Origin of the sequence: Streptomyces sp. NPDC051740 (assembly GCF_044453165.1) — a bacterium.
GTDB lineage: Bacteria > Actinomycetota > Actinomycetes > Streptomycetales > Streptomycetaceae > Streptomyces > Streptomyces atrovirens.
The window spans coordinates 58,952-85,836 of sequence record NZ_JBITCL010000027.1; the positions used below are offsets into that span (position 1 = coordinate 58,952).

Consider the following 26,885-nt stretch of genomic DNA (forward strand, 5'->3'; position numbering starts at 1 on the left):
GTGCACCGTACCTGCACATCGGCCGTCGAGCGGTACACGCCCCCACTCACTCCGAGCGCCTTGGCCTCGGCGTCGACCGACGCCGAGGCCAAGGTCCGCGGACGGCGCAGGGGTACGGCCTGCCCGGACACGTGCCGTCAGAAGGGGCGCGCGGCCACCTTGGGGCGGGGGTCGGCGTACAAGCCCTGGACGGTCCGGCTCTCCGGTACACCCCTTTCCCGGTCCCGGTGAGGTGCACAGCCCACTGAGGAGGGTCAGGTGCCGGGAACGGTGACGACGATCTTGCCGACCTGTCCGCCGGCTTCCAGGTACTGGTGTGCCTCGGCGATGTCCTCCAGCGGGAAGGTCTTGTCGATGGTGGGGGTCAGCTCGCCCTTGGCGAGACCGTCGGCCACGAAGGCGACCGCTTCGGCGCGTCGCCGGTCGTCGGTGGTGATCTCGAAGAGTTCGAACCCCCGGATGGTGAGGTGCTTGAAGAGGACCTCACCGACGTTGAGCGGGGTGGGGGTGCGGTCGAGGACGCCGTAGAGGACGAGGTGGGCCTCGTGGGCGGCGGCGGTGACGAGGTCGGCCAGGGCCGTGCCGCCTACGGGGTCGAAGATGACGCGGGCGCCCTGGCCGTCGGTCAGCTCCCGCACCCGGGCGGGGACGTCCTCCTCGGCGGTGGCGATGACCTCGTCCGCGCCGGCGTCCAGGAGTTGCTGCCGCTTGGCGCCGGTGCGGGTCAGGGCGACGGCGCGGGCGCCGGCCTTGTGGGCGACCTGGATGGCGGCGAGGCCGACGCTGCTGGACGCCGCGGAGATCAGGACGGTGTCGCCGGGGCGGACGCCCGCGAGGTCGACCAGGCCGCCGTAGGCGGTGATGAACTGCATCCACACCGAGGCCGCCTCCTCGAAGGAGAGCCGCTCGGGGTGGGCGACGACCGCGTGGGCGGGGGCGAGAACCGCCTCCCCGTGCACGCCGTAGTCGGTCATGGTGAAGGACGGCACCACGCTGACCGCCTCGCCCACGCTCAGCCCGCGCACGCCGTCACCGAGGGCCTCGACCACTCCGGACGCCTCGTAGCCGATGCCGGAGGGGAAGACGGGAGCGGTGCCGTACTGGCCGAGCCGGAACATCGACTCCGCCCGGTTCAGGCCCAGCGCCCGGGTACGGATCAGAACTTCGCCCGGCCCGGGCTCGGGCACGGGGGCCTCCTCCAGATACAGGACTTCGGGTCCGCCGGTCTGATGGAAACGGACGACGCGGTTCATGCGTGGCTCCTTGGTGCGGTTCGGTGCGCTGGGGAAGCCGGTGTCGCACCGGCCTCCCCCTCCACCTTGCCCCAAGGTTCGATGAGCGTCAAATTTTGATCGGCGTCGAAATATGTGCGTCGAGGCCAGCGCCATCCCTCAGTCGACGCCCGAGCCGGTCTCCGCCGCGCAGGCCGCGATCACGGCCGGGAGCAGGCCGGGGAACCGCTCCTCCATCTCGTCGGCGCGCAGCGTGTTCATCTTGGTCACGCCCACGTAGTACTGCCGGATCACCCCCGCTTCGCGCAGCACGTTGAAGTGGTGGGTGAGCGTGGAGATGGAGACCGGTGCCTCGAACGTGCCACAGCTCATGTCCTCGCCCTTGCGCGCGAGCTGGGAGACCACCATCCGGCGCACCGGGTCCACCAGCGCCTCCATCACCTGCTGGAGATCCACCTGGGCGAGGTCGGGATGATCCACTGTCCGGGGGGCGGTACGGGGGCGGGCCACAGTCAACTCCTAGAGGCGATACCGGCAACTCATCTATACTACGACTGTCGTCGAAGTAATGGTCAGGGCCAACCCGCACCATGCGTGCCGGGCTGAGCAGGGCAACGCAGCGCGCCTCCTGCCTCGGGCCGGTGATCAGGTCCTCAATTCCATGCCGTCCTCGACGTGCCGCAGGGTCACTGGGCCAGTGGTGTGTGGGTGCCGAAGGTCCGCCGGTGATAGGTGAGCGGTCTCAGGGATCCCTCGCCCGGCTCCACTGCCGTTACGTGGGCGAGCAGGACGGTGTGGTCGCCGGCGTCGACGCAGTCGTCCACCTCGGCGACGATCCACGCCGCGGCATCGGGCAGCCGAGGCAGCTTCCCACTCGGCGACCAGTCGATTCCGTCGAACTTGTCGGGTCCGGAGCGGGCGAAGACGGAGGCCAGATCGGCCTGATGCGCACCGAGGACGTTGAGGCCGAAGCGCCCGCTGCGGCGGACGACCGCCAGCAGGTACGAGCGTTCGTCCAGCGACACCAGCACCATGGGCGGCGTCAGGGACAGGGACGCGAAGGCGCTGACCGTGGTGCCGTGCGGACGACTGCCGTCCAGGGCCGTGACCACGGCGACCGGAGACGCCACGGCGGCCATGACGTCACGGAACGCCTGCTGCGCCGCGGCTCCGGATCGCAGCGACTCGCTGGTGGACATCACCGGGCCGCCGCTTCCGTGACGCGCGGGTCGTGGCCGTACTGCTCGCGGGCGTGGAGGTGGTCGCGCAGGGTGGGGCCTTCGTAGTCGAGGTGGAACAGGCCGCGTTCCTGCAGGAGGGGGACGACCTGGTCGACGAAGGCGTCGACGCCGTCGTGGTAGCCGTCGATGGCCAGGGAGAAGCCGTCGCAGGCCCCGGCCTCGAACCACTGCTGCATGTGGTCGGCCACGTCCTCGGCGGTGCCGGCCACGACCGGGTGGTAGTCGATGACGCCGTGGGCGAGCACGTCGCGCAGGGTCCAGCCCTCCCGTGCCACCTGAAGGGCACCTGTCAGGGCTTCGTCACGACCACCGAGGACTTCCTCGGCGCGGCCCAGCGAGATGGTGCCGCCAAGCCCTCGGTGCGGGGCCGGGACCTGTTCCTCGGCACGCTGGCCACAGCCTGGGCGCGCGGCGCCGTCATGGCCGACGAGTCGTCGCCCAATGCGCTCGTCTCTCTCATGCGCACCGGGTGGGAGACACCCGAGAGGGAAACGGCGCCCGGGAGCGACGAAGGGCTTTCATGAGCGTAAGCGTGCTTCAAACCGGCCGCCGGCCACGTCGCCGTGCGGCGGCGCCACGTCGGCCACACCCACCTCCCGCACCCCCCACTCGATGCAAGGAGATCCACTGTGAAGATCGGCATTCTGGGCGTAGGCCACATCGGTAAGACCCTGACCCAGCGGCTGAGCGCCGCGGGACATGAGGTGAAGGTGGCCAACTCGCGCGGCCCGCAGACGACCGAGGCCGATGTGCTGTCCTCGGGCGGCCAAGCGGTCACCGCGACGGAGGCCGTGGCGGACGTCGACGTCGTGATCCTCTCGATTCCCCTGAACCGTATTTCGCGGGTTGCGTCGCTGATCGCTGGTGTACCGGCCGGAACGGTCGTCATCGACACGTCGAACTACTACCCGGCACGGGACAACCGGATCGAGGCCATCGACGCCGGGCAGATCGAGAGCCTGTGGGTCACCGAACAGCTGGGCCGGCCGGTCGCCAAGGCGTGGAACGCGATCGGTTCACACTCCTTCGCGATCAAGAGCAAGCCCGCAGGAAGCCCGGACCGCATCGCCATCCCCGTCACCGCCGACCGCGACCAGGACCGCCAGGTGGCCATGGCACTGGTCGAGGACTCCGGATTCGACGCCTTCGACGCCGGAACCCTCGCGGACTCATGGCGTCAGCAGCCAGGCGCGCCGTGCTACTGCATGGACCTCTCCCGCCAGGAGATGCCGGGCGCGCTGGCGGCGGCGGAGGCCGATCGTCTGCCCCGGCGCCGCGACCTGGCCGTCGCCGCGATCCAGGAAAGGGTCGGGGACGCCACCACGGACCCCGACGCGGGGTACGGCGTCCGCCTGAACCGGGTCTTGTTCATGTGAGCAGAGGGGGTGCGCGCCGTTTGCGGACATCTCGTCCGCCGTCGAGCGGTACACACCTGCGCCCACCCCGAGTGCCCTTGGGCCCCGGCGTCGTTCGACGCCGGGGCCCAAGGGGGCGCGCAGCCCCCAGGGTGGCGTTGCGCGGACATGTGCTGTCAGAAGGTGCGCGCGGCCACCTTCACCCGCTGGGCTGTCCGCAGCGCCTCTTGCAGCTTGTCGGCAGGCAGCGGCGCCGCAGGGGCCTGCATGATGTGCTCGGCGGGCACGTCGGGATCTGCCAGGTAGATACGGGTGTAGGCGCCGGCCTCGGGCTCGAAGCGCCAGCTCTCGTCCAGGGTTCCGGCATCCACCGTGTCGAAGCCGAGCCGGCCGATCAGTTCTGCCGCCCGGACCTTCACGCCGCGGTCATCGCCGGCGATGGGCAGGGCGCTGCGGTCCGGTGCCCCGGCGGACCGGGCCAGCTGGGGGATGTGGTGGGCCAGGATGTTGTTGAACGCCTTGACCAGCAGCGCGCCGGGCAGGAGGTGTTGTTCCAGCTCGGCCGTGGTCACCTCCTCGGAGTCGAGTTCGGTGATCCGGCCATCGCGAAACGGGTAGTAGTTCCCGGTGGACAGCACGGTCCTACCCTCCAGCAGGCCGGCGGGCAGGTCGCGGTACGCGGTCAGGGGGATGCTGAGCACGGTCGCTTCCCCCGCGCGGGCGGCCTCCTCGACGGTGCCCGCCGTGGCGCGCGGCCCCAGTTCCTCGATGAGGTCGGTGAGGCTCTGGGGACCGCGTGAGTTGGCGAGCACCACGTCGATGTCCGCAGCCACCGCCAGCCGTGCGACCGCGGACCCGATGTTGCCGCTTCCGATGATTCCCAGCGTCGGCATCGTTGCTCCTTGCTTCCTTGGTGTGCCCGGGACCGAGCGGCCCAGGGCAGGTTTCGGTGACGGTCGTCCTCGGCGCCGCAAGCCGGGCGGGCCGGGGCAGACGAGTCGCCTCATGTACCGGGCCTGTGATCAGGCCCCAGACCTCATACCTGCCTCGACGTGCCGTACGGTCAATAGGCCAGTGGCGTGTGGGTGCCGAAGGAGCGCCGGTGATAGGTGAGCGGTTTCAGAGATCCCCCGCCCAACTCCGCGGCCGTTACACGGGCGAGCAGGACGGAGTGATCCCCGGCGTCGACGCAGCCATCCACCTCGGCGGCGATCCATGCGGCCGCATCCGGCAGCCGCGGCAGTCCCTCGCTCGGTGACCAGGAGACGCCGTCGAACTTGCCGGGGCCCGGGCGGGCGAAGGCGGAGGCCAGATCGGCCTGGTGCGCGCCCAGGACATTGAGGCCGAAGCGACCACTGCGACGGATGACCGCCAGCAGGTGCGAGCGTTCGTCCAGCGACACCAGCACCATGGGCGGCGCCATCGACAAAGATGCGAAGGCGCTGACCGTGGTGCCGTGCGGACGACTGCCGTCCAGGGCCGTGACCACGGCGACCGGAGACATCACGGCGGCCATGACATCCCGGAACTCCTGCGCCGCTGGGCCGGATCGCAGCGACTCGCTGGTGGACATCACCGGGCCGCCGCTTCCGTGACGCGCGGGTCGTGGCCGTACTGCTCGCGGGCGTGGAGGTGGTCGCGCAGGGTGGGGCCTTCGTAGTCGAGGTGGAACAGGCCGCGTTCCTGCAGGAGGGGGACGACCTGGTCGACGAAGGCGTCGACGCCGTCGTGGTAGCCGTCGATGGCCAGGGAGAAGCCGTCGCAGGCCCCGGCCTCGAACCACTGCTGCATGTGGTCGGCCACGTCCTCGGCGGTGCCGGCCACGACCGGGTGGTAGTCGATGACGCCGTGGGCGAGCACGTCGCGCAGGGTCCAGCCCTCCCGTGCCACCTGAAGGGCGCGGGCGGAGCGCGGGTCGTGCGGGCTGGGTACGGCGTCGGCCAGCTGGTCCGCGGTCAGAGGCTCGTCGATCTGCTCGTAGCCGAGCGGCAGGCCGAGCATGGCGCCGAGGTAGCGGACGCGTTGGCGCAGGTCCACGGATTCGTCGAGGAACCGCCGCCGGTCGAGGGCGGCCCGCCGGGAGGCTGCGATGGCCGGCATGAAACCGGCGAACATCTTCACCTCGTCCGGGTCGCGCCCGGCACGCTCGGCGGCATCGCGCAGTGCCTGGCGCTGGGCCCGGCCGTCCTCGATGGTGTAGGGGTTGGCGTAGACGCCGTCGGCGTAGCGGCCGGCCAGCTCCAGGCCGTAACTGCCGCCACCTGCCTGGAAGATGACCGGCTGCCCCTGCTCGGAGGGCGGGATGGGCAACGGGCCGCGGGAGGCGACATGTCGGCCCTGGAGATTGACCGGTTGGATCTTGTCCATGTCGGCGAACCGCTTGCCGTCCACGTCCAGGACCCACGCGTCCTTCTCCCAGCTGCCCCACAGCGCCTGCACGATCTGTACGACCTCGTGGGCCCGCTCGTACTTCTCCGCCCGCGGCGGGACAGCGCGGCCGAAGTTCGCCGCGGCGGCCGGGTCGGAGGTGGTGACCGCGTTCCACCCGGCCCGGCCGTGGCTGATCACGTCCAGCGCCTTGAACTGGCGAGCGAGGTTGTAGGGCTCGTTGAAGGTGGTGGAGGCGGTGGAGACCAGCCCGATCCGCTCCGTCTCGCGCGCTATGGACGTCATCACCAGCAGCGGATCCATCGCGAAATGCGGGACCTGGTGGTCGAGGTCCACATCCAGAACCGGAGTGTCCGCGAAGAACAACAACTGGATCTTGCCCCGCTCGGCCGCCCGCGCGTACCGCACGAACTGGTCCATGTCCGTATAGCTGCGCAGGTTCGCCCCAGGAAGGCGCCACGCCCCGGGTTCGGCACCGTAGCCGCTGGTGAACTGCATGCACAGGAGCATTTGACGACTTGACACGACTGGCCCCTCCAGACGGGACAACGAAACGGAGGATGTCTCCGATTAGGCCCCGACAATACGGAGACATTCTCCGTATTGTCAAAGCGGCCAGGTTGGGCAAAGAAGGGAGCAGTCGAGATGCAGGAGTCCTGGGTGTACAGGCCAACGACGTCCCTCTGAGTCCGAGTGGCGAGGGTGGCGGGCAGTTGTGTCCCTGGACTCGATCGCCGACGCCTGTGTGTCAGCCAGAGGGTCGCGGCGTGCGGTGCCGGAAGGGGGCCGCCGAAAGTGTCCTGGTAGGTGGAAGTGGAGAACGTATGGGACCCCGGCTGAGTGAGACCCGCCAACAGGTTCTCGGCGTCGCTCGAATCCTGGTTCTGGATCACTTTCCGTGCTCAGGCCACGGAGGGTCACCACAACCGCGATCATGAACGGCCTCGTGCCGCAAGAAGGACCCGCTTGCGGAGCAGATCGAAGTTGGTCCGGCCGAACATCTGCCGCTTGAGCATCTTGATCTTGTTGTTGTGGCCTTCGACGGCGCCGGAGTTGTAGCAGAGGCTGAGGCCGGCGACAACGGCGTCGAGGTCCTGGCCGAGGCCGTTGACGAAGGTGTGCAGGGCCGGCAGTTCGTCGGCCTCGACATGCTCGATCCACTGGCCCGGCTGCCGACCCTGGCGGTTGTTCATGAGCTCGGCGAACGCACGCACGTGTTCGGCGGCTCGGTCGAGTTCGGGGCAGCGGGTGAGTATCTTCTTGAGCTGCTGGGCCTGGTCGTCGCCGAGGCGGTCGGGGTGGCGGGTGATCCAGCTGGTCACGTCCCGCGTGGACGGGTTCTTGCGGGGCGGATCGTTGTGCGGGAAGGCTTCTCGGAGCCGTTGCACGTACTTCTTGACGACGCTTTCGCCGCCGGGGTAGCCGCGTTCGTGGAGTTCCTCGAACAGGCGGCGAGCGACGGTGCAGCCCTCGGCCCACCGCTGGTGCAGGTAAGGCTTGAAGGGGTCGAGGATGCTGGTGCGGCCAGTCCATCGCCCGACGAGTAGTTCGTCCGCCGTGGCCGCATGGGCAAGTCGGCGGACGGTATTGCGGGCCAAGCCGAGCCGGCGGGCGATGGCTCGCAGTCCGAGCCCTTCGTTCAGCAAGGTGTGAACGGCCGCGTGCTGCTCGCGTACCCGATCGGACAGGCGGCCGGACTGCCGTGCCTCCGCCGGGGCTTCCGGTGCCAGTTCCGTGGTCTGGGAGAGCGCAGCGGTGCGTTCTGGGGCCATGTCCTGCGGTTCACGCAGCAGCGCGCGGTGCTGGGTGACCGTCTTCTCGACGGCCTCGGCGAGGTTCTTCCAGATGTGCCAGCGGTCTGCGACATGGATCGCGTCCGGGGCGCCGAGCCGGCCGGCCTCGGCGTAGGCGACGGAGCGGGCCCGGCAGATCACTTCGACGCCGGGATGGTCGGCGAGCCACCGGGCGACTGTCGCCGTGGTCCGGTCGGGCAGCAGATCGACCGGACGGCGAGTATCGATGTCGATCAGGATGGTGCCGTAGTTGTGGCCCTTGCGCAGCGCGAAGTCATCCACGCCCAGGACCCGCGGAGTGTGCGTTGCAGGGTCCGGCAGACGGCGTATCAGCCGCAGGAGCGTCGACCGGCTGGCCCGGACGGCGAGTGCGTGCGCCAGGCGGGCACCGGCTCGGCCGGCCAGCATCACCGCCAGCCGCTCAAGCACCGTCTGCAGTCCGGCGCTGCGTCTCCCGTGCTGGAAGGTCAGCCCGTCGACCTGCTCGGCGAACGTCTTCTGCGGGCAAGCGCCCTGGCGGCAGCGGAACCGGCGGACCCGTAACTTGATGACCACAGGCCGGCCGCCGACTGCGCTGTCGGCGAGCCGACGCTCATACCGGCTGTGCACGCGAGCCGACATCGTTCCGCAGGCAGGGCACACAGCCCGGTCCGCTGACGCGCGGGCCCGAACGACCACGACCTCGCCGTCGGATACGACATCTTCGATCACAGCGCCCTCGACCCGGTGGAACCACAGGTCTTGGAGGAGTGCATCAGCCACGACCGTTCATGATCGCGGTTGTGGTGACCCTCCGTGGCCTGAGCACGGAAAGTGATCCAGCACCCAGGTTCAGCCGACGCCGACACAGGTCATAACGTTCATCGTTCGCATGGCCATCGTGCCGGCGATACTGGTCCCGCTCGGCGGCCGGGTCAGCTCGCAACCACAGCGGTCGCCCCTGGAGGGTCAGGGTGGTCCACGTCAAGTGTGCCGCTCCCGTCAGCATGCCGGAAGCGGTCGACCGGAGGTGAGGGAGCGCTCGTCAACTCCGGGTGTCGACGCTGTCGGCTCGCCGCCAGCGGGGGATGCACTCCAAAGAGGAGCGCGGTCCAGACAGGTTTGGCTTCAACGTGAGGCTCCTGGCCCTCTCCATGCGCGGCAAGGACAAGATCGCCTGGGACGGCCGAGTACGGAGCTCCGGGGAGCAGTGGGCGGACCACCGCAGTCCCACCAGTGGGGCTGGCACGCGCATGGACTCTTACGGGACTGCGGAGGGCCGGTCCCGGCCGACGGTGAGCGGAACATAGACCAGCTCGCCGGTTGGCCAAACCGGCGTTCACGGCAACCCTTGGAGTGGTTCGTCAAGCCCTGGCGACTTCTCTGTTCCCGAGAAGCTCCGACACTGAAGGAAAGCGGGCAGTTCTGTCTTATCCGATCAAGAAGCTCATCCCTGATGCCAAGGGGAAGGTTCGGTACCGTTTTGTGGTCGACGCAGGCCCTGATCCGGTGTGAGGAGTGTCGGTGTACAGTGAACGACGCCCTTGACCTGCAGAAAGCAGGCAGGGAGCCGTCTTCGAGGAGTCCAAAGTGCTGCGCACTCTGTTCAAGTCCAAGATCTAGCGTTTGGGTGTTTCCGCAGGTCAGATCCCTAATCGTCGCCTCCAGATCAGCAAACGGTCAGCATCGGGCGTGGGAGCGTCCGGCCTGCTGACCTGGTGACCGCCGCTGTGGGACCTGGGTGCGGGTGCCTGCCTTCCGCTCGGAAGTTCGCTTCGTGGCTCGACGGTGCGCCCGTGGCATGGGGTCGGCTCTCGGAAACGGGGGTTGTGCCGGACCGACCCGGTGTCGTGGTGATCGGTCCAGTGCCGGTGGTCGTCACCAGTCGCTCGTCAATCGCGTCGTTCAACATGGGTATCCCCAGCAGGTAGCCATGACGCATGAGGCGGCACATGGCGTTCACCATCGAGCACGCCCGAGTTCGTCAGCCGGCCAGGGCGTCTTGCGCGCGAGGTGCGGGCAGTCGATACGAGGCGATGTGTGTTGCCACCGGGCCGATGGGGGTGTCCCCGATGGAGGTCTGCCCCCGCGGCGCCGTTACCCATAGGCATGCGCCCGGCCGAGCAGCGCCGGCTCACATGCCTGAGGCCCGAACGTACTCACCGTTACCAGTAACGCCGACAGATGGTTTTGTTTCATGTGGAATTAAATGTGAGTTCACTGAGCGGCGGGTTTATATTCCGTCTGGAGTGTCCCTGGAAAGCGTTTATGGGGAGGTCGCTGTGCTATCTCCGTCTCGCCTTCACGAAGTGCTTTTCATGTGCGGGAAGTTGATGTTGTATGAGGCTTCTTCTGGGGGCGCTTGTCGGAGCTTGACATGGGAAAAGGGGCGGGACCGGTGCGTGGGCGTTTACAAAGACGTGTGTGGTCGCACGGTATTCTGGCGGCGTTGACGGCTGCTGTTTTGCTGATGGAGTTCACGCCCACGATGGCACAGGCGACTGCGCACACCGGTGCTTCCGTCGACGACGGTTCCGTACAGAGTGAGGCCGCGCAGGCGTTGGTGAAGGCCGGCGAGACGGGCGAGCGGGTCGAGGTGGTGGGGGAGCGGTCGGAGGACACGACCGTGTACGCCAACCCGGACGGTGAGACGTTCACGTTGGAGCAGTCGGCCGTTCCGGTGCGGGTGGCGACGGCTGACGGAGGCTGGCAGGCGCCGGACGCGACGCTGGTGCGCCGGGCGGACGGGACGGTGGCTCCCAAAGCCGCCGCCGTGAGCATGGAGTTCTCCGGGGGCGGGGACACAGATCCGCTGGTGCGGATCGAGGAGGACGGCCAGTCTCTCGCCCTGGGCTGGCTCGGCGCGCTGCCGGAACCCGAGTTGGACGGGACGAGCGCGGTGTACCGCGATGTCCTGCAGGACGTGGACCTGAAGGTCACGGCCTCGACCGAGGGTTTCCGGCACGTCCTGGTCGTCAAGACCCCGGAGGCCGCCGCACGGCCCGAGCTGGAGCGGATCGAGTACTCGCTGAACACGGCGCAGCTGAGCGTCGTGGAGAACAACAGTGGCGGCTACAACGCTGTCGATGCCGACGGCAACTGGGTGTTCCGCGCGCCGCGGGCGCAGATGTGGGACTCGGCAGGCGCCGGCGCCGCACCGTCGGTGGCAGAGTCGTCCCTGCGGGCCGCCGGCGCTTCCGCGGAGCCCGGTGAGGGAGCCGATGACGGCGGGCCCGGTGCCGAGCCGATGGCCGGCGACACGGTGAAGCCGATGGACATCGCGGTGGACGCGGACTCTCTCACGGTCACGCCCGATCCGGGGCTGCTGGCGGACACCGAGGCACAGCACTTCCCGCTCTACATCGATCCCACCGTGACGTGGGGGGAGGCGGAGTGAACCCTGCTGCGGTCGGACGGCTATGAGTCGTACGGCTGGGGCAACGGCGACGACAACCGGGGCAAGGGTGTCGGCAAGTGCGGTACCTGGAGCATCTACTACTGCGGGCCGGGCTACATGCAGCGCCTGTATTTCGAGTTCTCACCGGCAAGCCTCAAGGGCAAGAGAATACTGGACGCCACGTTCCGGGTCACCGAGCCGTGGGCATTCCAGTGCGACCCGAGATGGGTGCAGCTGTACCGGACCAACAACATCTCCTCGTCCACGACGTGGGCTTCGCGCCCCGCACACCTGGATCTGGTGGGTGACCGGAACGTCTCGGCGGGCCGTGGCTCGTCGTGCGACCCGGATACTCCAACGGCCCCGATCGAATTCAACGACGACCCGAAGGAGACTTACGAGAATCTCACCCCGACGGTGAAGAGCTTCGCCGACGGCAAGTTCTCGCGCCTGACATTGATGCTCAAGGCCAAGGACGAGACGGACACCGCGGCGTGGAAGCGGTTCCGCAACGACGCGGTCCTGGCCGTTGACTACGTGGGGCTGCCGGCCGTGCCGACCAGTCCGACGGTGGCGTCCTCGTGCGAGACGAACGCCTCGGATCCGGCGTGGATCTCCGATCCGACACCGAAGTTCAGCGCCAGGGTGCAGGCCGCTTCGGGGGGTGAGGGCGGGGCGAGTCTGCGGGCCCGGTTCTACGTGCAGCGCAAGACGGCCGACGGGTGGACGGTGGTGGCGACCGAGCCGATCCGGCCGTCGAGCGGCTACGTGGGGGACAACGCCCCGGTGACCGTTGATTCTCCGGTCACGCTGGCGCAGAACACCTCCTACCGCATGGCGGTGTTCACACGCTCCTACTACAACGACGGTGCCAGCGCCATCCAGAGTCACAGCACGGTGACGACGAAGGGCTGGTGCTACTTCACGATCGACTCGACCCGCCCGAAGGCACCGACGGTCACCGCCCCCGCCGGAGCGGTGTACGCGGTGTGCCCCGAGGACGGGGACGGCTGCGGTGAGGCGACGGGCGGCCCCGGCATCGCCGGCCAGTTCACCTTCACCAAGAACTCCTCCGACGCCAACGTCGTCGCGTTCGAGTACAAGCTCGCCACCGACAGAGCCTGGACGAAGGTAGCGGCGACGAGCACGCTCACCCGCTCGGTCAGACCCGCCCTCTCAGGCGTGCAGGTCCTGTACGTGCGGGCGGTGGACAGTGTGGGAAGTGGCCAGTCGGGAGAGACCACCGCGGTCCGCTTCAACGTCGCCGAAGGCGAGGGCCCCTCGGGGCTGTGGCACTTCGACGACTCCGCGCCCGGGTCGGGGGCGACGTTCGCGGCCGATGCGGGGACGGCCCCCGGCAGCCGGCACAACCTCACTCTGCGGGACGGCGCGGGCTGGTCTACGTTCTCCCGCACCGGTGAGGGCGGACGGTCGCTGTGGCTGAACGACACGACGAACAGCACCCAGCAGACCGGCTATGCGAATTCCGCGGGTCCGGTGGTGAATGCGCAGTCCTCGTTCACGGTGTCGGCCTGGGCCTATCCGACGGACGACACGGCGTTTCGAACGGTGCTGTCCCAGACCGGGAGTGACAACAAGGGATTCTCGCTGTACTACTCGCCGAACATCGGCCGCTGGGTGTTCCTGACGCACTGGTACGAGAACGGCACGCGTAAGCACATCGGCGCGAGCGCGGACGCGACACCGGGCATCACCCTGAAGACCTGGACGCATCTGGCCGGTGTCTACGACGGTGAGGCCCACACCCTCAGCCTCTTCGTGAACGGTAAGCGTCAGGGTGATCCCGTGCCGGTGCCGGAGGCGGGATTGCCGACCGTGGTGGACGGCGCCTTCCAGGTCGGCCGCGCGGGCACCACCAGCGGCACGTACAACAACTACTGGAAGGGCCGCGTCGACGAGGTCGCCACGTACCAGACGGCTCTGCCGGACGCCGAGGTTGCCAAGGCGGCCAAGCTGCTGAACGCGGACGAGAGCGCACGGGCGGTGGAACTCGTGGCGGCCTGGCAACCGCAGGGCAGCACGGGCACAGCCGCCCTCACGGACACCGTCAGCGGTTACGGCCGTGCGCTGCAGATGAACGGCGGTGCCGCGGTCACCGACGACGCGATCGTGCTGGACGGCGTCAACGACTCGATCACCACACCGGGACCGGTCATCGACGACCGGGAGTCCTTCACCACGACCGTCGAGGTCGAACTCGATCAACAGGCCCTGAACGCCAAGGCGAACGGCTACACGGCCCAGATCCTCGGGCAGCGCACCGCCGACGGGTCGGCCTGGGGGTTGTGGTACCAGCGCACCGGTGCCGAGGAGTACATCGACGAGGAGACCGGCGACCTGCTCACTCGTCCCGTGGGCTTCTGGCGCTTCGGCCGCCTCAACAGCGACGGCTCCTTCACCGCGGTCGACTCCGAGGAGGCGGCCTCCGGCGGTGCGGTACGCCTGACCGGGGTGTACGACGCCCAGGAGGGGACGATCCGGCTGTACCTCGCCTCCACGCAGAACGGACCGGACACCGCGTACACCGCAGTGATCGGCTCGGGCGAACTGGCCGGCGGCAAGGGCTTCGTCAACAGCACGTGGGGCCACTATCTGCCCGGTGAGGTCACGGACATCAGGATCTGGGTGGGTGCGGCCGAGGAGAACCAGGTCGGGCCGCTGGTCGGCGTCGCACAGGACGACGAGAACGACGACGTGTCCGGTTGACCTGGCGTGGTGGCCGATGCGGCGCACGCATGCAGCATCGGCCACCAGCCACCCAAGCACCACTGTGCACGGCGCGGCACCCGTGTGGGGCTGCTGATCATCCTTAGTCGCTTCGTGACCCTGATGGGGGTTGTCGGTGTTCAAAAGACGGGTGCCGCGCCGGCGGCGTTGGCATGAGCGGGGCAGATTCGGGCTGGTTCTGGCGGTGACCGTGGCAGTGACCGCGGGCGGGCTGACCCCTGTGGTCCAGGCGGCCGAGGCATCGCATGAGCTGAAGCCGTTGTGGGAGCGAAAGGTCAGCAGGACCGAGGCGGTGACCGGCCTCGGTGCCAAGGCGGAGAGGGACAGGGCCGCTGCCGCTCGGAAGAGGAACGAGGCCCAGGTCAAGACTGCGAAGAGCCAGCAGAAGGCAGCCTGGCCGCAGGGGGGTGAGGGCCGCCTGAACGTGACTGCCACAGGAAAGACCTCGGCCGCGCCCGTGGGCGGGCTGCCGGTCGCAGTCAGCGCTCCGAAGTCCGCGGAAGCGGCGAAGTCCGCGAAGCCATCGGCTGCGGGAGAAGCGCAGGTGCGTGTCCTGGGCCACCAGGCTGCGGTGCGCCTGGGGATCAAGGGCGTCGTGCTGTCGGCGAAGGCTTCGCAGGCCGGCGTCGCGGACATCCGCGTGGGATACGGCGAGTTCGCCTCGGCGTACGGTGGTAGCTGGTCGGGCAGGCTGGGGCTGGTCCGGCTTCCGGCGTGTGCCCTGACGACGCCTGAGAAGGCACAGTGCCGTACCACCACGAAGGTGGCGTCGGCCAACGACGTCTCGGAGCAGTCCGTCACCGGCACCCTCACCCTGTCGGCTTCCGCTTCCACGGTGCTGGCCCTGGCGGCGACCACGTCGGGTGAGTCGGCCTCGGGGTCGGGCACTTACACGGCCACCCAGCTGTCGCCATCGGCCACGTGGGAGGCGGGCGGGTCGTCGGGCGCGTTCACCTGGTCGTACCCGATGACAGTTCCCCCGGCCCCGGGCCCGGCCCCTTCGCTGTCCCTCGGGTACGACTCGGGTTCGGTGGACGGCAGGACGGCGTCGACGAACAATCAGTCCACCCAGGTCGGTGAGGGCTTCGAGCTGTCCGCGAACTCGTACATCGAGCGTACCTACGGGGCGTGTGACGAGGACGGGCAGACGGACAAGTCCGATCTGTGCTGGAAGATCGACAACGCCAGCCTGGTCCTGAACGGCAAGGCGTCCGAGCTGGTCAAGGACGACACCACGGGCACGTGGCGGCTGAAAGACGACGATGCCTCCACAGTGACGCTGTCGACCGACGCGGACAACGGCGACAACAACGGCGAACACTGGACCGTCACCGCCGGGGACGGCACCCGCTACGTGTTCGGCCTGAACAAACTTCCGGGAGCCGACACCGAACACACCAACTCGGTATGGACAGTACCGGTGTTCGGCGACGACGCCGGTGAGCCCGGTTACGACCAGGGCAGCACGTTCGCGGACCGTGCGGTGACGCAGGCGTGGCGGTGGAACCTCGACTATGTCGAGGACCTGCACGACAACGCGATGTCGTACTGGTACACCAAGGAGTCCAACTCCTACGCCAAGAACGACGCGAGCACAGCCACCGCTTCCTACACCCGGGGCGGCTACCTCACCAAGATTCTCTATGGGCAGCGTTCCGGTTCCTTGTTCACGGGGGTGACCGCGGGCAAGGTCGAGTTCTCGTATGCGGAGCGCTGCACTGCCTCCGACTGCTCGGAGCTGAAGGATTCCACGGCCCCGAACTGGCCGGACGTGCCCTTCGACTTCATCTGCGCGTCCGGCGAGGACTGCGACGTCATCAGCCCGTCGTTCTTTTCCCGGAAGCGGCTGACCCGGATCGACACGTTCGTGTGGTCGGCCGGCAGTAGCAGTTTTTCGCCGGTGGACACCTGGGATCTCACCCAGGAGTACCTGGACGGCGGTGACATCGGTGACACCACCGATCAGACCCTGACGCTCAAGAGCGTCAAGCACACGGGGAAGAACGGCACCGCGATCGACCTGGACCCGGTGACCTTCGCCTACGACATGCGGCCCAACCGGGTCGACGGCGATCGCGACGACATCCTGCCCCTGACCAAGCCGCGCATCCGCAAAGTCATCTCGGAGACCGGTGCCATCACCGACGTGACCCTCTCCGGGCAGGAATGTGTCCGGGGCGGCAGCATGCCGGCGGCCGAGGACGACAACAGCAAGTCCTGCTATCCGCAGTACTGGCACATCAACGGGGCCGAGGAAGCCTCGATCGACTGGTTCCACAAGTACCGGGTCACGGCTGTGGTCACCAGCGACCCCACCGGGCACGGCGCGACCATGGAGAGCCAGTACGCCTACTCCAAGCCGGCCTGGCACTACAACGACTCGCCGTTCACCCCGGCCGACGAGCGCACCTGGTCCCTCTGGCGAGGCTACCGCACCGTCACCGTCACCCAGGGAGCGGGCTCGAACCTGTCGAAGGTGACGTCGGTGTACCTGCAGGGCATGGACGGCGACCGCCTCCTGAACGCGGACGGCACCCTCGACCCCGACACCCGTCGCACCGCCACCGTGCCCGGGATCGGCTTCGACGGCCTGGACGTGGCCGATCGGAAGGACAGCGAACCCTACTCCGGTTTCCTGCGCGAACAGATCACCTACAACGGCGCCACTCCGGTCACGGTCACCGTCAACGACCCGTGGTCGAAGAAGACGGCCACGCAGCACAAGTCGTACGCCGACACCGAGGCGTACTACGTGCGCACCGGCAAGACGGCCACGCACACCTACCTGACCGCTTCGCGGTCCTGGCGTTCGGTATCCAGCAGCACCACGTACGACGACTACGGCATGGCCGTGAAGACCGACAACGCAGGCGACACGGCCAAGTCTGGCGACGAGACCTGCACCCGCACCTGGTACGCCCGCAACGACAGCCTGGGCATCAACTCCCTTACCTCCCGGGCCAGGACGGTGGGCAGGGCGTGCTCGGTCGGCGAGGCAGACCTCTCCCTGCCGTCCAATGTCGCTTCGGCCGGGGATGTCATCTCCGACATCGCGACCGTCTACGACAGTTCGACCGCCACGGCATGGACCGCGTCACAGACCCCGACCAAGGGCGAGGTGACCTGGACCGGCCGTGCCTCGGCCTACCCGGCTGGGGTGTCCGGCGGTGAGCGCAGCCCGTCCGCCTGGCAGACCGTCGGCAAGGCCACCTTCGACACGCTGGGCCGGATGCTGACCGCGACGGACGCGGGCAACAACACGACCAGGACCACGTACATACCCGCGGATACCGGCCCGGTCACCCGCATCCAGGTCAAGGACCCGAAGCAGTACAGCACTTACACCTACCTTGATCCGGGACGCGGCCAGCCGACGAAGGTGTTCGACCCGAACAACCGGACCACGGAAACGGCGTATGACGCGCTGGGCCGCACCACAGCGGTGTGGCTGGCCAACCGCATCCGCTCAGGCGGACAGAGCGCCAGCTACGTGTTCGACTACTCCGTCTCCAGCACCGCCCCCTCCTGGACCTCCACCGGGACTCTGAAGGCGGACGGCAAAACCTACTCCACCGGCTACACGATCTTCGACTCGCTGCTGCGCCCGCTGCAGACGCAGTCACCGGGTGCGACGAGCGGCCGGATCCTGACCGACACCCGCTACGACAGCCGCGGCCTGGCCTACGAGGCTTACGCCGACATCTTCGACACGGCCGCGCCGTCGGGCACGTACACGCAGGCCGAGTACGGGGAAACACCGAGCCTGACCAAGACCGGGTACGACGCGGCCGGGCGTCCGGTGACGAGCGCGTTCCTGGTCGGCGGGGTGCAGAAGTGGCAGACCACGACCACCTATACCGGTGACTCCACCGCGACCACCGCAGTCGACGGCGGCTCGGCCGCCCGCGCCATCACCGACGCCCTCGGCCGCACCGTCGAGACCCGCCAGTACGCCGGCACCTCGCCGGCGGACAGCGAGTACGGCGGCTCCGTCGGCGCGGACTACACCCGCACCCGCTTCACCTACACCCCCGACGGCAAACAGAAGACGATCACCGGCCCCGACAGCACGGTCTGGTCGTACACCTACGACCTCTACGGCCGTCAGGTCGCGACGAGCGACCCGGACAAGGGCACCACGACCACCGGCTACACGGCCCTCGACCAGGTGTCCTGGACCAAGGGATCCACCGGACAGGCGGTGGTCTCCGCCTACGACGTGCTCGGCAGGGTCACCGACACCTGGAAGGCCGCCACAGGCGCGGACCTGACCGATCCCACGGTGCTCGCCGCGCAGAAGACGGACGCCAACAAACTCACCCACCTCACCTACGACACCGTCACCTCCGGCAAGGGCCAGCCCGCCACCGCCACCCGCTACACGGGCGGAACCACCGGCAAGGCGTACACGCAGAGCGTCACGGAATACGACAGCCGCTACCACGTCACCGGATCCAGCCTCACCCTCCCGGCCGACGACCCGCTGGTGACCTCCGGCGCCCTCGCCTCCAACACGCTGAGCTTCACCGCCCACTACAAGACCGACGGCACCCTGGAGCAGACCACCGAGCCCGCGGCCGGCGGCCTGTCCTCCGAGACCATCAGCTACGACTACTCCGACCGCGGCCTGCCCACCACCCTCACCGGCGGCAACAAGGGCATCGTCCTGGGCACCACCTACACCGACCTGGCCCAGGTCTCCACCCTCAAGCTCGGCGTCTCCGAAGCGACCGGCACCAACAAGATCGACATCACCAACGGCTACGAGGACGGCACCCACCGCCTCACCCAGACCCAGGTCCGCGCCACCTCCCACGCCTACGACGCACTGAACCTGCACTACAACTACGACGACGCAGGCAACGTCACCAAGATCTCCGACACCACCACCCTCGCCGGCACCGGCAAAGCCGACACCCAGTGCTTCGCCTACGACGGCTACCAGCGCCTCACCGAGGCATGGACACCCACCGACGCCGACTGCACACCCGACCACCGCACCACCGCCAACCTCGGCGGCGCCGCCCCCTACTGGACCAGCTACACCTACAACACCGCAGGCCAGCGGGTCACCGAAACCACCCACGGCAGCAGTCCGACCACTACCACCTCCTGCTACAAGCAAGGCGCCACCCAGCCCCACACCCTGCTCGCCACCATCACCACCGGCACCTGCACCGGCGCCACCGCGACATACGACTACGACGCGGCCGGCAACACCACCAAACGCCCGGACGGCAGCACGACGCAGAAACTCGACTGGAACGACGAGGGGAAACTCTCCCGCCTGACCGAGGACCCGGGCGGCGCCGCACGCGCCACGGACTACATCTATGGCCCGGACGGCAGTCTCCTCATCCGCCGCAACACCGCGAGCGACGGAGAGACCGTCCTCCACCTCGGGGCCACCGAGGTCCATCTCAAGGCGGGCAAGAAGTGGGCCAACCGCTACTACACCTACGCCGGCTCCGTCATCGCCCTGCGCAGCAACCAGTCCGGCACGGAGAAGATCAGCTACCTGGCCGGTGACCGCCACGGCACCAGCACCACCGCCATCACCGCCGACACCCAGGCCCTGACCAAGCGCTACCTGTCCCCCTTCGGCGAAGACAGGGGCGCCCCCCTCCACGGTCCCTGGCCCGACGACAAGGGCTTCCTCGGCAAGAGCGCCGACACCGACACCGGCCTCACCCACATCGGCGCCCGCGAATACGACCCCGCCCTCGGCCAGTTCCTCAGCGTCGACCCGCTCCTGGAGCTCGACAAGCACCAGACCCTCAACGGCTACAGCTACGCCGCCCAGAACCCCGTGACCCACTCCGACCCCACCGGCATGGGCCTCGCATGCGGCGGAGCCGGCGGTGCGTCGGAGGGCTGCCCGACACGCCCCGATGGCTCGAAGGGAAACGGGCGCCCCAACGAAGCCGTCGTCGGACCACCCACGGTCAAGCACCCCTGCAACAGCAACTGCGGCACGGCCAGTACAAGCAGCTCCGGCCAGGCCATCGGTGGCGGACCCGAGCCGTCCCCATCCCCCCAAGCGGCGCCTGTACCGGGTCCCTACCCCGAACAGGGGCACGACCCGATGCTGACAGTGCTGAAGTTCATCGGCGCGGTCGCCCTACCGGACGTCAAGGCGGCGCAGGGGTGTGCCAACGACCCGGGGATCAGCATGGACTGCGGATCCACGCTCGGCGAGGTGCCCGTGCTGAAGTGGCTCAAGTTGCTCAAGCTCGGCAAGCTGAAGAAGGGCGAGGACGCCGTCGAAGACGCGGCCGATGCCGGGAAGAAGAGTGACGGCGCCGAAGTTCCCGGCTGCAAGTGCTTCCTGGCCGGTACCGACGTCCTCATGGCTGACGGAACAACCAAGGACATCGAGGACGTCAAACTTGGTGACGAGGTCCAGGCCACCGACCCTGAAACCGGACAGACCAGGCCACGCGAAGTTACCCGCCTCATCGTCACCGAGGACGACAAGCACTTCAATGACCTTTCCATCGCCACGGAAAACGGCGTCGAGGAACTGACGGCGACACACGAACACCCCTTCTGGTCCCCGTCCGAGGACGAATGGATCGAGGCCGGCGATCTCAACCCGGGCATGACCCTCCTCGCCGACGACGGCGACACGGTTATCGTGGTGGGCAACCGCGCCTACACGCAGCACGCGGTCACGTACAACCTCACTGTCGCGGACCTGCACACGTACTATGTGCTGGCGGGCGAGACTCCGGTCCTCGTTCACAACAGCAACTGCCCCGGCATCGGCCGCGAATTGATTGGTGGGCAAGAGCAGTTCCATATCATTCACGGTGACAGAACGGGTGGCGGTCATAAGTGGCCGGGACAGCCTGGGAAGACCGTGTTTCCGCGCGGTTGGGACACCGACAAAATTCTCGACAGCATTGTCGACGTGGCGACTAGTCCCAACAGCGTTAGGACGCAGCAGACAGGCCGAGCTGGAGCCCTGTACACGAGGAACGGGGATCCGTCGCGGTGGAAGGTTGAAGGAGTAGTGGACGGCGTGAACATCAGGGTCATTTATGAACCTGCAACGGACCGGATTGTGACCGGTTTCCCGTACCGGCCCTGATGGAGGCACCGTGGAAGCTGTAGAGTACGCCGCCAAGATCGAAGGACTACTAGAGGAATCTCCCATCACTGCGCCTTCGGTTGCAGTCGACGTGCGCGACCTTCTGACGGCCGGAGAGTTTGCCCTAGCTTTCGACACCATGTGCTCATGGATTTACGAGGACGAGTTGTCGATTAGCGAGGAGTACTACGAGCGGCTTGTCCGGCTGTCGGAAGATCTTGGATCTCGCGATCTCGTCACGCGAATGCGTGAGCTGGTAACGGGATGATCGAGTTCCCCGCCGCTTTAAATTGGGTCGCGTCGTGATCGTCTGATGCGACTCGGTTCGGAGTGAGCGACCGCAAATCTGAAGCCCCGCCAGGTACGTCCTGGCGGGGCTTCAGCGTGGGGTGACGGCAGTAATTGACGGCAACGTCAGCGGACGAGCGCGGCACAGGGTGGCGGTTCATCGCCGTCGGAGCGTGCCGTCTCGGTGGTCTCCCGGCCGACGAGTGCGGCGCCAAGGGCATCAATGGCGTTCCGCTGGAGGCGGAGCCTGACGTGGGCGTAGACGGTGGCGGTGACGCCGATGTGGGCGTGGCCGAGGAGTTCCTTGATCACGACGAGTTCGACGCCCTGTTCCAGGAGCAGGGGGGCGGTGGAGTCAGGGTCCTTGAGAAGTGCCGAGGTAGGGCGGTTCGCCTGCTGAGCCCCGGATGTGACGGCTTGTCGACTTCTGTCGGGGGCCACCCTGGACGCAGAACAGGCATGGCTGCTGGTGATCATGTGGGTGTCGAGTCCGTATGAGCACCGAGCGAGTCCATGCCTGCGCACCCATCTTCCCGCATGCCCTCATACCTCCGGCAACTGGGGGACGCCTCCGACCCAATCCCGCTGGAGACAGCGGCTGACTTGCGGAGTTTTCTGGCCACGGTGCCTGATCCGCGGGCCCGTCGCGGCATCCGCTATCCCTGGACGGCCCTGCTCACCGCCGCGGCTGCCGCTGTTCTGGCCGGCGCCGCCTCGGTCACGGCGATCGGTGAGTGGGTCGCCGACGCGCCGCAGCGCGTCCTGGCCCTGCTCGGGTTCCGCCCCGATCCGCTGACCGGACTGATCCGCCCGCCCCATGCCACGACCGTCCGCCTCGTTCTGGCCGTCGCGGACGGTGACGCTCTCGACCGCGCCATCGGAGCCTTCCTCCAGGAACGCAAGGCCCCGGCCCCGGGACGAAAGGTCATCGCCGTCGACGGCAAGACACTCCGCGGTTCCCGCACCGTCAGCCGGACGGCCACCGCCCTGATCGCCGCGATGACCCACAGCGGCGAGGTCCTCGCGCAACGACAGATCGACAGCAAGAGCAACGAGATCCCGGCCTTCGCCCCGCTCCTGGACGGCATCGACCTGACCGGTGCCGTCGTCACGGCGGACGCCCTGCACACCCAGCACGCCCACGCCGCCTACCTGCACGAACGCGGGGCTCACTACCTGGCCGTCGCGAAGCGGAACCACCCCGGACTGCATGAGCGCCTCCGCCGCCTGCCCTGGCGCGAGATCCGCCTGGACCACATCCAGCGCACCCGGGCCCATCACCGCCACGAGATCCGCCGCCTGAAGACCGCCGCCTTCACCCACATCGACTACCCGTACGCCCGCCAGGCCCTCCAAGTCGTGCGCTGGAGACGCGATCTGGGCACGGGCAAGCTGACGATCGAGCGGATCTACCTGGTCACGAGCCTGCCGCCCGGCGCGGCCGACGGAAGCGAGCTCGCGGCCTGGATCCGCGGCCACTGGCGCATCGAGAACCAGCTCCACCACGTCCGCGACCGGACCTTCCACGAGGACGCCTCAAAGATCCGCACCCACCACCTGCCCCGCGTCATGGCCGGCCCGCGCAACCTCGCCATCGGCGTCCACCGCCAGGACGGCCACACCAACATCGCAGCCGCACTCCGCCGCACCGCCCGCGACCACCTGCGGCCGCTCACCGCTCTCGGCCTGGCATGACGAACCCGGATACAAGATCACTTCTCAAAGACCCTGGCGGTGGAGTGCCGGAGGTCGTGGAAGCGGACGCGGCGGAGGCCGGCCTTGCGGAGGAGCGTGGTGAAGGCGCGGGTGATGTTGGTCAGGTCGATCGGTCGGCCCTGGTCGGTGGTGAACACGTGCCCGTCGTGCTGCCATGTGGTGCCCGCGGCCTCACGCTCGCGCTGCTGCTGCTCGTGGTGGAGCTTCAGCGACTGGAGGCAGGGTGTGGGGAGGGCGATGCAACATTCAGAGGCGCGGGTCTTGGTGGGCAGCGCGGTGAGCCCGCCTGCGGCGGTGCGCTGAAGGGTGCGGCGGATGGCGGCGGTGCCTGCGTCGAGGGCGAGGTCTGTCCAGTGCAGGCCGAGGAGTTCGCCCTTGCGGAGTCCGGTGTGGAGGGCTAGTTCGAACAGGGCGTGCAGCCGGTGGCCTTGGGCGGTGGTGAGGAGCTGGCGGGCTTCGTCGGCGGTGAGGGGTTCGAAGCGTCGGGGCCTCGGGGTGCCGGTGCGGACGTTGCGCGGGATCTCCTCTTCTCGGACGGCGTGCTCCAGGGCGGACTTGAGCACGGAGTGGATGTAGGTGAGCGTCAGCGGGGAGAGCGGCTTGCGGCAGCACTGGCAGGTGGTGCGGAGCTGGTTGAGCCAGGTGCGGACACCTTGGCGGTGAGCTTCTTCCGACCCAGCCCGGGGACGAGGTAGTCGTTCACGCAGGCGGTGCAGTGGGTCTGGCTGTTCTCCTGGAGGCGGTGGACGGCGACGTTCTCCAGCCAGTACGCCAGGTACGCGGCCACGCTGCCCTGCGCGGAGGGCACGGGGAGGTCGCGGTTGCTGGCGGTGATCTTCTCGGTGAGCTCGACCGGGGCGTCTTTGCGGGTGGTGCCGTAGACGCGGACGCGCTTGCGGGTGAGCTGTACTGCCGCCGCACGCCCGCCGAGGCCCGGCCCTTCTTCACAAAGCCGGGTTCGTCCACCATCAGCACACCCCCGTCGGCGCCGAGGTGATCGCCCATGCAGGCGCGTAGGTCGTCACGGACCACATCGATATCCCAGCGGGCACAGCGCAGCAGATGCCGCATCGGTCCCGGCCGGACATGACCGGCCTGTTCGGCCGGCTGCCGGCAGTTCTTCCGCTGCCCACACACCAACCAGTGATCACGCGGTGGCCGTACCCCTTCCCAGCTGGGGCCACCGCAAAATCGCGGAACCGGACTGGAGCATGAGGCGCTCTCGGGAAGCGACTCGTCCTGCGCCCCTCATGTACCTGTCGTGTCGTCAGGTAAGTCAGCATCTGATCAGCATCAGTCCCCGGACGTTTCGAGACGGCTGTCCGAACAGGCGCCTGGTCGGCGGCGCCACAACAGCCCGGTTCGCACAGAACAGAAACGCAGGCAGGGAGCCTCCTCGCCAGAATGAACGATGTTTTTCACCATCTTCGACTCCGACGTGTGCCCGTGTACAGTGAAGACCGCCCTTGACCTGCACAAAGCAGGCAGGGAGCCGTCTTCCAGGAGTCCAAAGTGCTGCGTACTCTGTTCAAGTCCAAGATCCATCGCGCCACCGTCACCCAGGCCGACCTGCACTACGTGGGATCCGTGACGATCGACGCCGAGCTGCTCGACGCCGCCGATCTGCTGCCCGGTGAGCTCGTGCACATCGTCGACATCACCAACGGGGCGCGGCTGGAGACGTACGTCATCGAGGGGGAGCGCGGGTCCGGGGTGATCGGGATCAACGGAGCCGCCGCCCATCTCGTCCAGCCCGGTGATCTGGTGATCATCATCAGTTACGCTCAGGTGACCGACGCCGAGGCACGGGCGCTGGAACCCCGGGTGGTGCACGTGGACGGTGACAACCGCATCGTGTCCCTGGGGGCCGACCCGTCCGAGCCGGTGCCGGGGTCGGACCAGGAGCGCAGCCCGGGGGCCGTCACCACGGCCTGACCGGCGCAGACCGAGGCAGGGGCGTGACGTGACCATGGGTGACATCGAGATCCGTGACGACCGGGCGGCGGGTCGGCTCGAGGCGGTGGCGGACGGCGGGGTCGTCGGGCGGATCGAGTACTTCGTCCTCGACGTCCCCGAGCGCGCGCTCGTGCCGGTGCACACCGTCGTCGAGCCCGCCCACGAGGGCAAGGGCATCGCGGGCTCCCTCGCCCGCGAGCTCTACGCCACCGCCGCCCGCGAGGACAGCGCCGTCGTCCCGCTCTGCCCGTACGTCGCCAAGTGGGCCGAGCGCCACGCCGACGACGCCCCGCCGGCCGGGCCGGAGCTGATCCCGGCGGCGAAGGAGTGGCTGGCGGCGCATCCGGGGCGGTTCTGAGGTCCGCGTCGGCATGACGCACGTCGTGTGCCACCTGCGGGACGGCGACCGCGTCTTCGAGACGTACCGGACGACCCGGCGCGGCGTGGAGGCGATGGACCACGGCTACGCGCTCATGGATCTCACCGTGTACGGCCGCCAGGAGCTGTGGGAGGACTCGCCCTCCGGCCGGCCCACCGTTCCGGGCGCGCCCGTCGATGCCGTCCGGCCGCGGAGCGACGGACGCCCCGTCCCCCAGGGGTCGCGCACCGAAGCCGGCCGCTCCGACGCCCTCCCCCCTCCGCCTGACGCTCCGCCCCGGACCGGAGCCACCCGGCCCCCGGCCGTCACCCGGGCGGGTGACTGGAGAGGCGCCCGTCGGGTAGGCGGGGGAGTAGTCCAGAGCCGACGTCGACCGACAGGCCGGAGGACACGCGCCATGACGAACCCGTATCCGGACCCCGTCCCGCCGGGCCCCACTCCAGGGCCCACTCCGGGCCCGGACCCCTCGCACCCCGAGCCCTACCCCGACCCGGTGCCCTCACCCGAGCCGCCTCCCGGCCCGGCCCCCACCCCTCCGCCGCCGGGCCCCGGTCCGGAGCCGGCCCCGCAGCCGCCGGGCCCGGGACCGCAGCCGCCCCCGCCGCACCCGGGTCCCCCCGAGCCGTCACCGTCGCCGATCCCGCCGGGCCCCGAGCCGGTGCCGGATCCGGAACCCGGTCCGCCGCTGAGCTGACACGGCCGTCACGACAGGAAGGGCGGTGGACGACCGAGAGGCCGCCCACCGCCCTTCCCGTCCGTCCTAGTACTCCAGTGCGGTTTCGTGATCTATCCAGCAGGTTCGTCGGCGGCTCGTCGTTTGTAGTGGCTGCGTCGGGCTGTTGCCTGGTGGCGTCTGCGCCAGTTGGACCAGTGCAGCAGCCTGGTCGCTGACAGGGCCGGCGGGGTGAAGACGGCTGCGAGCAGGTGACGGATCTCCGGGACGGTCAGCTTGATCGGGTCGCGGCTGCGGGCGGGGTGGCGCGATTCCGCGGACGTGGTGGGGGCCGTGCCGGCGGCGAGGGCGGTCAGGAAGGCCAGGGCGAGCATGGCGAGGGTGATGTGCCGGTGCCATGAGGTCCAGTGCCTGACCTGGTAGTGGTCGAGTCCGACCTGGCCCTTGGCGGCCTGGAAGCACTCCTCGATGCTCCAGCGGACACCGGCCACCCGGACCAGCTCCGCAAGAGGAACCGCGGAAGGTGACCAGCACAGGTAGAAGGCGAGTTCGCCGGTGGTGCGGTTGCGGCGGATCAGCAGGTGTCGGTGTTCGTCGGTGCCGGTGTGGATCCAGGCCCAGTCATAGTGGCGTGGGCCTTTCGCGCC

General features: G+C 68.6%; 19 protein-coding genes and 3 pseudogenes. 10 read left to right on the top strand and 12 right to left on the bottom strand.

Annotated features, from left to right (window positions below):
• Positions 1-254 precede the first annotated feature (254 nt).
• From ACIA6T_RS31500 to ACIA6T_RS31515, 4 genes are all read right to left on the bottom strand, one after another.
• Positions 255-1,253 carry a zinc-dependent alcohol dehydrogenase family protein gene (locus ACIA6T_RS31500; protein WP_399449926.1) on the bottom strand — a complete coding sequence of 333 codons (999 nt, stop codon included), beginning with the start codon at positions 1,251-1,253 and terminating at the stop codon, positions 255-257.
• A gap of 138 nt (positions 1,254-1,391) precedes the next feature.
• Positions 1,392-1,712 carry a helix-turn-helix transcriptional regulator gene (locus ACIA6T_RS31505; protein ID WP_051850988.1) on the bottom strand — a complete coding sequence of 107 codons (321 nt, stop codon included), beginning with the start codon at positions 1,710-1,712 and terminating at the stop codon, positions 1,392-1,394.
• A 206-nt stretch (positions 1,713-1,918) separates the two neighbouring features.
• Positions 1,919-2,431, bottom strand: a complete 513-nt coding sequence (locus ACIA6T_RS31510; RefSeq protein ID WP_399449927.1) for a flavin reductase family protein — start codon at positions 2,429-2,431, stop codon at positions 1,919-1,921.
• Positions 2,431-2,718, bottom strand: coding sequence for a hypothetical protein (locus ACIA6T_RS31515; RefSeq protein ID WP_399449928.1), 288 nt, complete (start codon positions 2,716-2,718; stop codon positions 2,431-2,433). Before ACIA6T_RS31515 ends, ACIA6T_RS31510 begins: the two co-directional genes overlap by 1 nt.
• On the opposite strand from ACIA6T_RS31515, the gene ACIA6T_RS31520 reads away from it, so the two are divergent.
• Together ACIA6T_RS31520 and ACIA6T_RS31525 are read left to right on the top strand one after the other, a co-directional pair.
• Entirely contained in the window at positions 2,707-2,997 is a 291-nt protein-coding gene (locus tag ACIA6T_RS31520) for a hypothetical protein (protein ID WP_399449929.1), read from the top strand. The two genes, ACIA6T_RS31515 and ACIA6T_RS31520, sit on opposite strands and share 12 nt — an antisense overlap.
• Before the next feature lie 105 nt (positions 2,998-3,102).
• Positions 3,103-3,849, top strand: a complete 747-nt coding sequence (locus tag ACIA6T_RS31525) for an NADPH-dependent F420 reductase (RefSeq protein WP_399449930.1) — start codon at positions 3,103-3,105, stop codon at positions 3,847-3,849.
• A 155-nt stretch (positions 3,850-4,004) separates the two neighbouring features.
• Here the strand turns inward: ACIA6T_RS31525 and ACIA6T_RS31530 are convergent, their stop codons facing one another.
• The 4 genes from ACIA6T_RS31530 to ACIA6T_RS31545 form a co-directional block, all read right to left on the bottom strand.
• Entirely contained in the window at positions 4,005-4,721 is a 717-nt protein-coding gene (locus tag ACIA6T_RS31530; protein ID WP_399449932.1) for an NADPH-dependent F420 reductase, read from the bottom strand.
• A 170-nt stretch (positions 4,722-4,891) separates the two neighbouring features.
• Entirely contained in the window at positions 4,892-5,401 is a 510-nt protein-coding gene (locus tag ACIA6T_RS31535) for a flavin reductase family protein (RefSeq protein WP_399449933.1), read from the bottom strand.
• On the bottom strand, positions 5,401-6,714 hold the full coding sequence (locus ACIA6T_RS31540) for an NtaA/DmoA family FMN-dependent monooxygenase (protein ID WP_399449934.1): 1,314 nt from the start codon (positions 6,712-6,714) through the stop codon (positions 5,401-5,403). Before ACIA6T_RS31540 ends, ACIA6T_RS31535 begins: the two co-directional genes overlap by 1 nt.
• Positions 6,715-7,148: 434 nt before the next feature.
• Complete coding sequence (locus tag ACIA6T_RS31545) at positions 7,149-8,771, bottom strand: ISL3 family transposase (protein ID WP_399449935.1); 1,623 nt, start codon at positions 8,769-8,771, stop codon at positions 7,149-7,151.
• A gap of 1,705 nt (positions 8,772-10,476) precedes the next feature.
• Between ACIA6T_RS31545 and ACIA6T_RS31550 the strand changes: the two genes are divergently transcribed.
• From ACIA6T_RS31550 to ACIA6T_RS31565, 4 genes are all read left to right on the top strand, one after another.
• Positions 10,477-11,385, top strand: coding sequence for a hypothetical protein (locus ACIA6T_RS31550; RefSeq protein WP_399449936.1), 909 nt, complete (start codon positions 10,477-10,479; stop codon positions 11,383-11,385).
• Between the two features lie 117 nt (positions 11,386-11,502).
• On the top strand, positions 11,503-14,112 hold the full coding sequence (locus ACIA6T_RS31555; RefSeq protein ID WP_399449937.1) for a LamG-like jellyroll fold domain-containing protein: 2,610 nt from the start codon (positions 11,503-11,505) through the stop codon (positions 14,110-14,112).
• A 565-nt stretch (positions 14,113-14,677) separates the two neighbouring features.
• Positions 14,678-21,226 carry a polymorphic toxin-type HINT domain-containing protein gene (locus tag ACIA6T_RS31560; RefSeq protein WP_399449938.1) on the top strand — a complete coding sequence of 2,183 codons (6,549 nt, stop codon included), beginning with the start codon at positions 14,678-14,680 and terminating at the stop codon, positions 21,224-21,226.
• Between the two features lie 10 nt (positions 21,227-21,236).
• A complete protein-coding gene (locus ACIA6T_RS31565; RefSeq protein WP_399449939.1) occupies positions 21,237-21,494 on the top strand; it encodes a MafI family immunity protein in 258 nt (85 codons plus the stop codon).
• 146 nt (positions 21,495-21,640) lie between these two features.
• Here ACIA6T_RS31565 and ACIA6T_RS31570 read toward each other — a convergent pair whose 3' ends face one another.
• Positions 21,641-21,991: a hypothetical protein gene (locus ACIA6T_RS31570; RefSeq protein WP_399449940.1), complete on the bottom strand. Its 351-nt coding sequence runs from the start codon at positions 21,989-21,991 to the stop codon at positions 21,641-21,643.
• A gap of 147 nt (positions 21,992-22,138) precedes the next feature.
• On the opposite strand from ACIA6T_RS31570, the gene ACIA6T_RS31575 reads away from it, so the two are divergent.
• On the top strand, positions 22,139-23,209 hold the full coding sequence (locus ACIA6T_RS31575; RefSeq protein WP_399449941.1) for an ISAs1 family transposase: 1,071 nt from the start codon (positions 22,139-22,141) through the stop codon (positions 23,207-23,209).
• A gap of 17 nt (positions 23,210-23,226) precedes the next feature.
• Here ACIA6T_RS31575 and xerC read toward each other — a convergent pair.
• Together xerC and ACIA6T_RS31585 are read right to left on the bottom strand one after the other, a co-directional pair.
• Positions 23,227-24,239, bottom strand: a pseudogene (gene xerC / locus ACIA6T_RS31580) (tyrosine recombinase XerC).
• Positions 24,188-24,367 (bottom strand): annotated as a pseudogene (locus tag ACIA6T_RS31585) (IS701 family transposase); the annotation flags it as partial. The pseudogenes xerC and ACIA6T_RS31585, both read right to left, overlap by 52 nt.
• A 375-nt stretch (positions 24,368-24,742) precedes the next feature.
• Here ACIA6T_RS31585 and panD point away from each other — a divergent pair.
• Genes panD through ACIA6T_RS31600 form a run of 3 tightly spaced genes read left to right on the top strand, consistent with a single transcriptional unit; the run spans position 24,743 to position 26,259 of the window.
• Entirely contained in the window at positions 24,743-25,165 is a 423-nt protein-coding gene (gene panD / locus ACIA6T_RS31590) for an aspartate 1-decarboxylase (protein WP_391791724.1), read from the top strand.
• Between the two features lie 34 nt (positions 25,166-25,199).
• Complete coding sequence (locus tag ACIA6T_RS31595; RefSeq protein ID WP_399449943.1) at positions 25,200-25,544, top strand: GNAT family N-acetyltransferase; 345 nt, start codon at positions 25,200-25,202, stop codon at positions 25,542-25,544.
• 13 nt (positions 25,545-25,557) lie between these two features.
• Complete coding sequence (locus tag ACIA6T_RS31600; RefSeq protein WP_399449942.1) at positions 25,558-26,259, top strand: DUF899 family protein; 702 nt, start codon at positions 25,558-25,560, stop codon at positions 26,257-26,259.
• A gap of 92 nt (positions 26,260-26,351) precedes the next feature.
• Here the strand turns inward: ACIA6T_RS31600 and ACIA6T_RS31605 are convergent.
• Positions 26,352-26,885, bottom strand: a pseudogene (locus ACIA6T_RS31605) (IS701 family transposase); the annotation flags it as partial.

Excerpts from the sequence above, each read along its gene's own strand:
- ACIA6T_RS31550 (WP_399449936.1), top strand. The coding sequence starts at position 10,477 with ATGGCACAGGCGACTGCGCACACCGGTGCTTCCGTCGACGACGGTTCC.
- ACIA6T_RS31510 (WP_399449927.1), bottom strand. The coding sequence starts at position 2,431 with ATGTCCACCAGCGAGTCGCTGCGATCCGGAGCCGCGGCGCAGCAGGCG.
- ACIA6T_RS31500 (WP_399449926.1), bottom strand. The coding sequence starts at position 1,253 with ATGAACCGCGTCGTCCGTTTCCATCAGACCGGCGGACCCGAAGTCCTG.
- ACIA6T_RS31530 (WP_399449932.1), bottom strand. The coding sequence starts at position 4,721 with ATGCCGACGCTGGGAATCATCGGAAGCGGCAACATCGGGTCCGCGGTC.
- ACIA6T_RS31600 (WP_399449942.1), top strand. The coding sequence starts at position 25,558 with ATGACGCACGTCGTGTGCCACCTGCGGGACGGCGACCGCGTCTTCGAG.
- ACIA6T_RS31555 (WP_399449937.1), top strand. The coding sequence starts at position 11,503 with ATGCAGCGCCTGTATTTCGAGTTCTCACCGGCAAGCCTCAAGGGCAAG.
- ACIA6T_RS31535 (WP_399449933.1), bottom strand. The coding sequence starts at position 5,401 with ATGTCCACCAGCGAGTCGCTGCGATCCGGCCCAGCGGCGCAGGAGTTC.
- ACIA6T_RS31570 (WP_399449940.1), bottom strand. The coding sequence starts at position 21,991 with ATGATCACCAGCAGCCATGCCTGTTCTGCGTCCAGGGTGGCCCCCGAC.
- ACIA6T_RS31595 (WP_399449943.1), top strand. The coding sequence starts at position 25,200 with ATGGGTGACATCGAGATCCGTGACGACCGGGCGGCGGGTCGGCTCGAG.
- ACIA6T_RS31540 (WP_399449934.1), bottom strand. The coding sequence starts at position 6,714 with ATGCAGTTCACCAGCGGCTACGGTGCCGAACCCGGGGCGTGGCGCCTT.